11 protein-coding genes and 1 pseudogene are annotated in these 10,590 nt (G+C 64.6%); 10 read left to right on the forward strand and 2 right to left on the reverse strand.

Annotation, left to right across the window (positions count from 1 at the left end; translation table 11 throughout):
• The 7 genes from L610_RS17500 to uxaC all read left to right on the forward strand — a co-directional run.
• Nucleotides 1–201: transposase (locus L610_RS17500; RefSeq protein ID WP_186441588.1), on the forward strand; the 201-nt coding region annotated here is incomplete at its 5' end.
• Between the two features lie 39 nt (nucleotides 202–240).
• Nucleotides 241–1,110, forward strand: a complete 870-nt coding sequence (locus tag L610_RS17505; RefSeq protein WP_144706632.1) for a transferrin-binding protein-like solute binding protein — start codon at nucleotides 241–243, stop codon at nucleotides 1,108–1,110.
• Entirely contained in the window at nucleotides 1,110–1,454 is a 345-nt protein-coding gene (locus tag L610_RS17510) for a tetratricopeptide repeat protein (protein ID WP_144706634.1), read from the forward strand. Before L610_RS17505 ends, L610_RS17510 begins: the two co-directional genes overlap by 1 nt.
• On the forward strand, nucleotides 1,409–2,269 hold the full coding sequence (locus L610_RS17515) for a surface lipoprotein assembly modifier (protein ID WP_144706637.1): 861 nt from the start codon (nucleotides 1,409–1,411) through the stop codon (nucleotides 2,267–2,269). The genes L610_RS17510 and L610_RS17515 overlap by 46 nt, the downstream gene beginning before the upstream one ends.
• A gap of 272 nt (nucleotides 2,270–2,541) precedes the next feature.
• Entirely contained in the window at nucleotides 2,542–3,327 is a 786-nt protein-coding gene (locus L610_RS17520; RefSeq protein ID WP_024849386.1) for a GntR family transcriptional regulator, read from the forward strand.
• A gap of 65 nt (nucleotides 3,328–3,392) precedes the next feature.
• A complete protein-coding gene (gene uxuA / locus L610_RS17525) occupies nucleotides 3,393–4,580 on the forward strand; it encodes a mannonate dehydratase (protein ID WP_024849385.1) in 1,188 nt (395 codons plus the stop codon).
• A gap of 22 nt (nucleotides 4,581–4,602) precedes the next feature.
• Nucleotides 4,603–6,012, forward strand: coding sequence for a glucuronate isomerase (gene uxaC, locus L610_RS17530; protein WP_144706639.1), 1,410 nt, complete (start codon nucleotides 4,603–4,605; stop codon nucleotides 6,010–6,012).
• 462 nt (nucleotides 6,013–6,474) lie between these two features.
• Here the strand turns inward: uxaC and L610_RS17535 are convergent, their stop codons facing one another.
• Together L610_RS17535 and L610_RS17540 are read right to left on the reverse strand one after the other, a co-directional pair.
• Nucleotides 6,475–6,969 carry a DUF4142 domain-containing protein gene (locus tag L610_RS17535; protein WP_144706641.1) on the reverse strand — a complete coding sequence of 165 codons (495 nt, stop codon included), beginning with the start codon at nucleotides 6,967–6,969 and terminating at the stop codon, nucleotides 6,475–6,477.
• Between the two features lie 256 nt (nucleotides 6,970–7,225).
• On the reverse strand, nucleotides 7,226–7,504 hold the full coding sequence (locus L610_RS17540; protein WP_024849382.1) for an usg protein: 279 nt from the start codon (nucleotides 7,502–7,504) through the stop codon (nucleotides 7,226–7,228).
• Between the two features lie 271 nt (nucleotides 7,505–7,775).
• On the opposite strand from L610_RS17540, the gene groES reads away from it, so the two are divergent.
• The 3 genes and pseudogenes from groES to L610_RS17555 form a co-directional block, all read left to right on the forward strand.
• Nucleotides 7,776–8,090, forward strand: a complete 315-nt coding sequence (groES, locus tag L610_RS17545; protein WP_024849381.1) for a co-chaperone GroES — start codon at nucleotides 7,776–7,778, stop codon at nucleotides 8,088–8,090.
• Between the two features lie 59 nt (nucleotides 8,091–8,149).
• Nucleotides 8,150–9,775, forward strand: coding sequence for a chaperonin GroEL (groL, locus tag L610_RS17550; RefSeq protein ID WP_024849380.1), 1,626 nt, complete (start codon nucleotides 8,150–8,152; stop codon nucleotides 9,773–9,775).
• 657 nt (nucleotides 9,776–10,432) lie between these two features.
• A pseudogene (locus L610_RS17555) lies at nucleotides 10,433–10,590 on the forward strand (IS5/IS1182 family transposase); the annotation flags it as partial.

Genomic DNA, 10,590 nt, shown 5'->3' on the forward strand with positions numbered 1-10,590 from the left:
GCACGGCTCCTGTTCCTCCCGCCATACTCCCCAGACTTCAACCCCATCGAGATGGCTTTCTCGAAGCTGAAGGCCCTGCTTAGAAAAGCCGCCGCCAGAACCATTGACGATCTCTGGTCAGCGGTCGCCGMCTGCCTCTCCGCCTTCACCCCGCAGGAATGCCGGCACTACTTCGAGGCGGCGGGATATGACCCGGACTAAATCGAATCTGCTCTAAACATGGGCTGTTAGGGGATCATCATGAAAATCTCGAAAATTATACTTCTTTCCACGCTTCCGTTTGCCATCGTGGGCTGTGGCGGCGGCTCGGGCGGCCCTGCCGGBCCGGGCGGTCCGGGCGGCGAGACCTTCACCGGTTTCAGCACCCTGAAGCCGGGCACGACCACTGTCGTGAAGGGCGTGGGACGCGAGGTATCCGTCGACGCAAATGGCAAGGTAAGCGACTTTTCGAGCGCAGGCCCCGTCCAGGCGAAGCTGACCACCGACAAGGATGGCGAACCGCTTTCCCTGACGCTCGAGCGGAGCTCTGGCGCGATCACGATCGACACCAAGTCCGGTACCATCGAGGACGAAGAGGCATTCGTCCTGGCTTATTCCAATGACCTGAAGAAGGGCATCATTCTCGCCGGACCGGAAGGAAACGGGTTCGAGTATCAAACGTTCGGCGCCTGGGCCGCGGATGAAGGTACGAAGGCAAGTGTCGGCGCCTTCAGCATCGGCGCCGAGACCGACGCCTCCAAGGTGCCAACGTCCGGCACAGCCACCTTCACGGGTCGCGCAGCAGGCATTTACGTTGATGGGGCGGGCAACCCGGATGCGGTCGTTGCGCGCGCGACACTCAACGCTGACTTCGCAAACAAGACCATCGACTTCCGCACCAGCGGCACGGAGTCTGTCACCGAGGCCGCGCGTTCCGATCTCAACCTCAACGGCAAGCTGACCTACAGCTCGGGCGCAATTGCCGGCAATGTCGCTACGGCCGGCGGTTTGAAGGGCAACGTGGAAGGCCGCTTCTACGGTCCTGCGGCTGAGGAAGTCGGCGGTACGTTCGCCCTTTCCGGCAACAGTGGCGAGCGCTTCGGCGGCGGCTTCGGGGCGTCCAGAAAATAATGAAACTGGCGGCACTTTTTGTCACCCTCCTGGCTGCCGGCACGGTGGCCGCGAACGCCAATCCCACCGTGGAGCGCATGTTCCAGACCGCGAACGCGGCAGCCCAGTCGGGACAATACGATGTCGCCATCACGACGTATCGGCACCTCCTGCGGGAGGTGCCGACACCCCGCATCAAGCTGGAGCTCGCAAGGCTCCTGCTACAGACGGGAGAGAACTCCGAAGCGCTGGCGCTCTTCCGCGAGGTCCATGACGCAAAGGACACACCGCAGGCCGTTCGCCGCAACATTCTGAGTTCATGGAGGCCGCGGAACTCCGTACCGTTCGTATCCGGTACGGCATAAGGGCGATCAGCGAATCCAATCCGTCGCGCGTCTCCGACGGCGCCACCGTGTTCTTCAACGGCGTTCCCTACGAGTATCAGCCTGAAGAGGAGGTCAAAACCTCGTTCGGGCTCGAGCCGTGGCTCTCCGTTGAACGGCTCTGGCAAAACAACCTCCTGACGAAGCTGTATTCTTCGGCCCGGATTTTCGACAACGATCAGCTGAACAGCGGGCGGTTTCAGTTCGCCGTCGCCCGGCAGGCCGAAAGCGTCCCCGGCCTTTTCGTCCAGGTGGCAAGCGACGTCGAAGTGCGTCGGCACAATTCCTACGTGATGCCTTCGCTCGAGACCTGGAAGCATCACAAGCTGACTGACACGCTGAATGTCGGCGTGGGTGGGCAGCTCGGCTACATGGCGGTGAAGGATAGTGACGCCACTGGCGTCTACTACCGCCCCTATGGCTATGTCGACTGGTCCATTACCCGGTCGCTTCGCGGCTTCGGCCGGGTGTCGCTCGAACACCTGAATGGCCGAAACGACTATTACACCTATGTGGCGCCGAAGGTGGAAGTCGGGCTGAACTTCCGCTCCGCCGGGTTCGATATCACGCCGATGATCTCGCTGACGCAGACGCGCTATTCGGAATACGACCCGTTCTGGGGCGTGACGCGCCGCGACGACACCTACCGCGCATCCGTCTCCGTCTCGCACGACCAGTTCAACTTCAAGGGCTTCACGCCGGAGCTGACGGTCTTCCACGAGCAGCGTGACAGCAACGTGGCCATCTACGAGTACCACCAGACCGGCGCTTTCGTCTCACTGAAGCGAGCGTACTAGCTCGCGACTTGTTGATGGACAGGACCCCCGAGGGTCCAGCAAGGGACGGCGGGCGCACCACCTCCGCCCGCCGTCATGTTTCTGATCCCGACCGGCCAGCGCAAATCGCTGACTCAGTGGAGCCGGTCTTTGCCGAGAGATTGTAGCCTTTCAGACGGCCCCCCACCCGCTAGCCCGTACAGGCCGCAGTCCATCCGCTGCAGTCCGCCACGCCCTTGCATCTCTTCGCAACTGATATACTAATATACCGGTGACACCGGCCATGAGAGATCATGCGTTCTGCAAGCGAGAGCGAAGCTGCATCAGAGCTGTCCGCCCTGCCTGGCGAGGCGGCGCGGGTCGCGGAAGGTGCGTTGGCCGCAAGTGTAGCGGCGAGGCAGGCGCCACGCCCGCTTCCCATCCGCCGCGTGACGGCGGCGACGGCGATCTACAACCGCCTCTATGACGACATCGTCGCGCTCAGGCTCGCGCCTGGAACGGCGCTGCAGGAAAAGCGCATTGCCGAGGAATTCGGCGTCTCGCGCACGCCCGTGCGCGAGGCCCTGCTCAAGCTTTCCGAAGGCGGGCTCGTCGACATCTTTCCGCAGTCGGCAACCGTCGTCTCGCGCGTGCCGGTGGCCGCGATCCCGGAGGCCGTGGTCGTGCGCAAAGCGCTCGAAACGGTGACGGTCGCGGCGCTGGCGGCCAAGGCCGACGGCGCCGACATCGCCGAACTCGATGCCATCATCGCCCGGCAGGCAAAGTTCGCGGCCTTGGGCGACACCTCCGCCTTCCACGAGGAAGACGAGGCCTTTCACGAGGCGATCGCGCGGCTGGCCGGATTTCCCGGCATCTGGACGCTGCTGAAGACCGTCAAGGTGCAGATCGATCGCGCCCGGCGGCTCGCGCTGCCGGCGCTTGGCCGCATGGACCAGATCGTTGGCGAGCACGGGACGATCCGCAATGCCATCGCCGCGCATGACGTTTCTGCGGCTCGGGAGGCGATGCTGCATCATCTGAGCGCCGTCATTCCGGATGTCGCCGAGCTTTCCGCGCGCCACCCCGACTATTTTTGCTGAACAGCCATGTCTGCTGCACGATTTCGACCGGCAGGGCGGACCGACTGACGAGGGAGAGACAGAAGATGAGGCAAGGTTGGAGATGGTTCGGGCCGAACGCCCCGGTCACGCTCGACGAGGTGCGGCAGGCCGGCGCCACCAATGTCGTCTCCTCGCTGCATGAGGTGCCGATCGGCCGCGCCTGGACCGAACGCGAGGTCGCCGAGCGCAAAGAGCTGATCGAGACGGCACCCGCGGGCCGGCCGCCGCTCACCTGGTCCGTGGTGGAAAGCATCCCGATCCCCGACGCCGTCAAGCGCCTCGGCGGCAAGGCAAGGGCGGAGATTGACGCCTGGATCGCCAGCCTCGAGGCGGTCGCGTCCTGCGGCATTCCCGTCGTCTGCTACAATTTCATGCCGGTGGTCGACTGGACCCGCACCGAGCTCGACTATGTGACGCCGACGGGCGCGACGGCGATGCGCTTCGACCACGAGCGCTTTGCCGCCTTCGACCTCTTCATCCTGCAGCGCAAAGGCGCGGAGGCCGAATATTCGCTCGATGACGTCGAGCGCGCCCGCATCGTCTACGAGACGATGAGCGAACAGGAAATCGCGGACATTACCCGCAACATCACCTCGGCGCTGCCGGGCTCGACCACCGAGCCGCTGACGATCCCGGAGTTCCGCGACAAGCTCGAGGCCTATCGCGGAATTGACGCGGCAAGGCTGCGCCAGCACCTGATCGAATTTCTCGCCGCCGTCACGCCTGCCGCCGAGGCGCGCGGCGTGAAGCTGACGCTTCACCCCGACGATCCGCCGCGGCCGCTGTTCGGCTTGCCGCGCATCGCCTCGACCGCCGACGACTATGCGGCGCTGTTCGACGCCGTGCCGTCCGAGGCCAACGGCATGTGCTTTTGCACCGGCAGCCTTGGCGTGCGCGCCGACAACGACCTCGTCGATATGGCCCGCCGCTTTGGCCCGCGCATCCATTTCGCGCATCTGCGCGCGACGAAGCGCGAGGGCGACGGCAGGTCCTTCCATGAAAGCGCGCATCTCGAAGGCGACGTCGACATGGTGGCGGTGCTGAAGGAGCTGGTCGCCGAGGACAGGAAGCGCAGGCCGGGCGAAGACATCATCTTCCGCCCCGACCACGGCCAGCGACTGCTCGACGACCTCAACAAGACGGTAACGCCCGGCTATCCGGCGGTCGGCCGCCTGCGCGGCCTCGCCGAGTTGCGCGGCATTTTGTACGCGCTCGGCGCCGCGCCGAACTGAGCGGTATCTGGGAGGAGAACGCATGACGGATGGATTTTTGCACCCGGATCGGCTGTTTCCGGCCGACCCGGCAACGCGCGCGATCGCGCGCGAGCTCTACGAGACGGTGAAAGACCTGCCGATCGTCAGCCCCCACGGCCACACCGAGCCGTCCTGGTTTGCCGATGACACGCCGTTCGAGGATGCGGCCTCGTTGCTGGTCATTCCCGACCATTATCTCTTCCGCATGCTGCAGAGCGTCGGTGTCAGCCTCGATGCGCTCGGCGTGCCGCGCCTCGACGGCATGCCGGTCGCGAAAGGCCGCGACATCTGGCGCACGCTTGCCGCGCACTACCACCTTTTCCACGGCACGCCGTCGAGCCTGTGGGTGGATCATGCGATGTCGGCCGTGCTCGGCTGCGACGAGCCGCTGACGCCGGACAATGCCGACCGCCTCTACGACCACATCAATGCGCAGCTCAAAAAGCCGGAGTTCCGCCCGCGCGCGCTGCTCGAAAGCTTTGGCATCGAGACGATCGCCACCACCGACGGCGCGCTCGACACGCTCGAGCATCACCAAAAACTCGCGGCGGATGGCTGGATTGGCAAGGTGCGCAGCACCTACCGGCCGGACAGCGTCACCGATCCGGATGCGCCGGGCTTTCGCGACAATCTGATCCGGCTCGGCGAGATCACCGGCTGCGACGTCACGAAATGGGAAGGCATGATCGACGCCCACCGCAAGCGCCGCGCCTTCTTCCGCGACTATGGCGCGACCGCCACCGACCACGGCGTGCCCTCGGCCTTCACCGCCGACCTGCCCCCGCACGAGAAGCAGGCGTTGCTCGATCGCGCGCTCAAGGGGCCACTCTCGGCGCAGGATGCCGAGCTCTTCCGCGGCCAGATGATGACCGAGATGGCCGGTCTGTCAGTCGAGGACGGCATGGTGATGCAGATCCACGCCGGCTCGCGCCGCAACACCAACGCAAGACTCTTTGCCGAGCGCGGGCCGAACATGGGCGCCGACATTCCCGGCCGCACCGACTGGGTGGGCGGATTGACGCCGCTCCTCAACCGCTACGGAAACACGCCGGGCCTGCGCATCATCTTGTTCACGCTAGACGAAAGCACCTATGCGCGGGAACTCGCGCCGATGGCGGGGCACTGGGAGTGCCTGATGATCGGCCCGCCCTGGTGGTTCCACGACAGCCCGAACGGCATTCGCCGCTATCTCGACCAGGTGGTGGAAACGGCCGGCTTCGCCAACCTCGCCGGCTTCAACGACGACACCCGCGCGCTGCTTTCAATTCCGGCACGCCACGACGTCTGGCGCCGCGAAGTGTGCCGGTTCCTTGCACAGCTGGTGGCCGAACACCGCATCTCGAAGCCGCACGCGCAAACAGCTGCGCGCAACCTCTGCTACGACAACGCGAAGAAGGCGTACAAGCTGTAGCGGGGTTCCGCGCAGCTCCCATTCTTCGTCATCGTCGGGCTTGACCCGACGATCCATGCCTGAACCTTGATGCAGGGGCGGCGGTGCAAAAGTCGCGGCAGCCCCCGTAAGGACCTGCAGAGGAGCACGAGCTCCCCTGCCGGGCACGCGGCTCACCACCACCGCTGTGCGACGGCCACGTTCAGGCATGGATCCTCGGGTCAAGCCCGAGGATGACGAAGTTTCAAGGGCTTCGCGAAATTACCAGCGTCTCGCAGGCTGAACCGCCCGGAATCCGGATCGCCCGGCATCCCGGCGTCCTTGCTTGACTTTCGTTAGTCCAAATCTCGCGCCACACGTCCATTCTTCGTCATCGTCGGGCTTGACCCGACGATCCATGCCGGAACCTTGACGCCGAGCCAGCGGTGAAGGGGAAGCCCCGGAGACCGGCCGGGCATGCTGGTCGTTCCGAAGGGAGCCCGCTCAGCCCCCGGATCCAAGCTCCTTCACGTGCTCGGCGTGGCGTTCGATGATCGGCGCGGTCTTCTGCGCATGAGCCTTGAGCACCTCGTTGTCGCCGGACTCGGCATAGCCTTCCATCAGCGCCAGCGCTTCCTCGTGCGCGGCGGTCTGCGCCTCGATATAGGCGGCGTCGAACTCCGCGCCCTGCAGGCCCTTCAGCGTCTCGACCTGCGCGGCGTGCTTGTCGATCATGCCGCCGGGCAGCGCGACGCCCGCGGTCTCCGCCGCCGCGGCGAGCTCGCTGCTGGCCTGCGTGTGGTCGGCAATCATCATGTTGGCGAAGTCCTTGACCGCCTCGCTCGTCGCCCGTTCGCGGGCAAGCGAGCTCGAGGTGATCTCGAACATGTCGGAACTGGCGGCCGTGGTGGCAAACCCCTCGGCGCTCATCTGCTGGGCAAGGCTCGGGCTCGCGAGCATCAGGGCAAACGCAGCCGCGGCAAGCAATCGGGTTTTCATCGGGATCTTCCTGTCCGTGTCGGTTCATCGAACGCCCCGAACCGGCCGTGGAGAAGGATGTTCCCCAGATAAGAACCCGGAAGCTGAATCGCTTGCTTGCGAACACACCGCCGCGCCACCTTCGCCGGATAAGCTCACTTGCCGCTCCGGAGCTTCAACGCCCCACAGCGGTGTTGGGTTGGGACATGGCTGTGGGCTGCAGACGGGGCTTCGAAGCAAGGCGGCGTGGGTCTAGGTCCGCGCCGCCGCTCCCCCCTCAATGCAGCGTGATGATCCCGTCGACGGCGCGCCATTCGGATGGCCGGATCAGCCGCTGATGGGCGACGCGTACCGAGTGCAGCGGGCCGTCGAGGCTCTCTGTCCAGAATTTCAGGAAACCGCGCAGTTCGGGAAATTCCGGCGCCAGGTCATAGTCCTGCCAGATGTAGAGCTGGAGAAGGCCGGGGTGGTCCGGCATGTGGTAGTGGATCTCCGCCGTGGTGAGCCCGTAGCCCTCCAATTGCCTGCGGAAGCCGCTGCTGACGAGTGCAGCCATATGAACCTCCTGGAATGCGTGCTGCCTGCACCATCGATGATGGCCCATCCGGCGCCGAATTCAAGCGCCAAGGATTCAAATTTCCGTTTAAAAACATGGCACTAGTACTCGCCGACTGCGAGTGCTAAAAATTTTGCCTGACCCTCTTGAAAGGCGATTTTTCCGCAATTAGCTCGATATGCGCGGCGCCTGATGGGCCGCGCCCCGTTCCGGCCAGCCGGTCCGGAGCGGTGGAACCTCTCAACAATTGTTTGTCCTTGAGGAGAACGATATGACGTTCCGTCCATTGCACGACCGCATCCTCGTCCGCCGCATCGAGGCCGAGGAGAAGACGGCCGGCGGCATCATCATCCCCGACACTGCCAAGGAAAAGCCGAGCGAGGGCGAGGTCATCGCCGTCGGTCCCGGCCGCCGTGACGAAAACGGCAAGCTGGTCGAGCTCGACGTCAAGGTCGGCGACCGCATCCTGTTCGGCAAGTGGTCCGGCACCGAGATCAAGCTCAACGGCGAAGACCTGCTGATCATGAAGGAAAGCGACGTGATGGGCGTGATCGAGACGCCGTCCGCCGAGAAGAAGGCTGCCTGACAGCTTCTTCGCCACCTCGAGAACAACAAGCCAAAGCTGCCTCAAGAAGGAGTGAGAACATGGCTGCCAAGGACGTGAAATTCAACATGGATGCGCGCGAGCGCATGCTGCGCGGCGTCGACATCCTCGCCAATGCGGTCAAGGTCACGCTCGGCCCCAAGGGCCGCAACGTCGTCATCGACAAGTCGTTCGGCGCGCCGCGCATCACCAAGGACGGCGTTTCGGTCGCCAAGGAAATCGAGCTCGAGGACAAGTTCGAGAACATGGGCGCGCAGATGGTGCGCGAGGTTGCCTCCAAGACCAACGATCTGGCTGGCGACGGCACCACGACCGCGACCGTTCTCGCCCAGGCCATCGTCAAGGAAGGCGCCAAGGCCGTTGCCTCCGGCATGAACCCGATGGACCTGAAGCGCGGCATCGACAAGGCCGTCGAGGCTGTCGTCGAGGAGCTCAAGGCCAACGCCCGCAAGGTCACCAACAATGACGAGATCGCCCAGGTCGGCACCATCTCGGCCAATGGCGACAGCGAGATCGGCCGCTTCCTTGCCGAGGCGATGCAGAAGGTCGGCAATGAGGGCGTCATCACCGTCGAGGAGGCCAAGACCGCCGAGACCGAGCTCGAGGTGGTCGAGGGCATGCAGTTCGACCGCGGCTATCTCTCGCCCTACTTCATCACCAACCAGGACAAGATGCGCGTCGAGCTCGAGGACCCGTATGTCCTGATCCACGAGAAGAAGCTTTCGAACCTGCAGGCGATGCTGCCAGTGCTCGAGGCGGTCGTGCAGTCGGGCAAGCCGCTGCTCATCATCGCCGAGGATGTCGAGGGCGAGGCGCTGGCTACGCTCGTCGTCAACAAGCTGCGCGGCGGCCTCAAAGTTGCCGCGGTCAAGGCGCCGGGCTTCGGTGACCGCCGCAAGGCGATGCTGCAGGATATTGCGATCCTCACCGGCGGTACTGCAATCAGCGAAGACCTCGGCATCAAGCTCGAGAACGTTACCCTCGACATGCTCGGCCGCGCCAAGAAGGTCGTCATCGACAAGGAGAACACCACCATTGTCGACGGCGCCGGCAAGAAGGAGGAGATCGAGGGCCGCATCACCCAGATCAAGGCCCAGATCGAGGAGACGACCTCCGACTATGACCGCGAGAAGCTGCAGGAGCGCCTTGCCAAGCTCGCGGGCGGCGTGGCCGTCATCCGCGTTGGCGGCGCGACCGAGGTCGAGGTGAAGGAGAAGAAGGACCGCGTCGACGACGCGCTGCATGCGACCCGCGCGGCCGTCGAGGAAGGCATTCTGCCGGGCGGCGGCGTTGCGCTCCTGCGTGCGGCCAAGGCGCTCGACAAGGTCGCGACCGACAACACCGACCAGAAGCACGGCGTCGAGATCATCCGCCGCGCGATCGAGGCGCCGGTGCGCCAGATCGCGGCCAATGCCGGTGCTGAGGGCTCGATCATCGTCGGCAAGCTGCGCGAGAACTCCGACTTCGCCTATGGCTGGAACGCCCAGACCGGCGAGTTCGGCGACATGTTCAAGCAGGGCGTGATCGACCCGGCCAAGGTGGTGCGCACCGCGCTGCAGGATGCGGCTTCCGTTGCCGGCCTCCTCGTCACCACCGAGGCGATGATTGCCGAAAAGCCGAAGAAGGAAACCGCTCCGGCCATGCCCGCCGGCGGCATGGACTTCTGAGGCTGACAGGCCGGAGAAATCCGACCCGCCATCTTTCCGGAACTTCCGGGGCCCGATCGGGTCTGCCGGAGTTCAGCTCAGCGAAGCAATCCCGGGCGGCACGCCGCCCGGGTGTCTTCTTCACTGGCCCCAACACTTGCGCCCGCCCGATCCGGGGCGGGCTTTTTTGTTAGGGGGCAGGTGGAGGGCTGAGGCGATCCCGACTGCGATGCTGCAGGTTGATGCGAGCCCTCGTGCTCGTCGCGTCGTCTAGCGGAACCGTTCAGGCATGGATCGTCGGGCCAGGCCCGACGATGACGAAGGTGGTGAGGTCGTGAGCAATTACGAGGCGCCGCGTGCGACCCGGCGGTGATCGGGCGAGCCTTCGGTCTCAGCGACGTTCAGCCCCCGGCGCCGGATGGAAACCCTGCGGGGTACAGCATTCAAGTGTGGGCGCATGGCAACTTTGCGGGCGCGGCACAGCCACTTCGTCATGCCACGGTTTGACCGTGGCATCCATGCCTGAACATTTCCATCGAGCCAGCGGCCGAGATTGGGCCCGCCTCAATTCCTCCCCCTTGGCGGTCTCCCGAGACACAAAAAAGCCGACAGTTTCCTGCCGGCTCAGACTGCTGACAAACCTCTGGCTTCGGCCGGAGGTTTTTGATTCAGTGGGGCATGCTGAAGAAGCCTGCTCCCGAACAGACGGCGCTCGAGATAGTGACGCTYGAGAGCCTGGTGCCGAAGGATCACCTGCTGCGCAAGATCGACGCGGTGATCGACTTTTCCTTCATCCACGATCGTGTCGCGGGGCTCTACTGCCCCGACAACGGCCG

The sequence above is a fragment of the Aminobacter sp. J44 genome (assembly GCF_007829415.1).
Lineage (GTDB): Bacteria > Pseudomonadota > Alphaproteobacteria > Rhizobiales > Rhizobiaceae > Aerobium.

Bases quoted from the DNA above. Each gene is read 5' to 3' on its own strand.
- L610_RS17510 (WP_144706634.1), top strand. From the start codon at position 1,110: ATGAAACTGGCGGCACTTTTTGTCACCCTCCTGGCTGCCGGCACGGTG.
- L610_RS17515 (WP_144706637.1), top strand. From the start codon at position 1,409: ATGGAGGCCGCGGAACTCCGTACCGTTCGTATCCGGTACGGCATAAGG.
- L610_RS17520 (WP_024849386.1), top strand. From the start codon at position 2,542: ATGCGTTCTGCAAGCGAGAGCGAAGCTGCATCAGAGCTGTCCGCCCTG.
- uxuA (WP_024849385.1), top strand. From the start codon at position 3,393: ATGAGGCAAGGTTGGAGATGGTTCGGGCCGAACGCCCCGGTCACGCTC.
- uxaC (WP_144706639.1), top strand. From the start codon at position 4,603: ATGACGGATGGATTTTTGCACCCGGATCGGCTGTTTCCGGCCGACCCG.
- L610_RS17535 (WP_144706641.1), bottom strand. From the start codon at position 6,969: ATGAAAACCCGATTGCTTGCCGCGGCTGCGTTTGCCCTGATGCTCGCG.
- L610_RS17540 (WP_024849382.1), bottom strand. From the start codon at position 7,504: ATGGCTGCACTCGTCAGCAGCGGCTTCCGCAGGCAATTGGAGGGCTAC.
- groES (WP_024849381.1), top strand. From the start codon at position 7,776: ATGACGTTCCGTCCATTGCACGACCGCATCCTCGTCCGCCGCATCGAG.
- groL (WP_024849380.1), top strand. From the start codon at position 8,150: ATGGCTGCCAAGGACGTGAAATTCAACATGGATGCGCGCGAGCGCATG.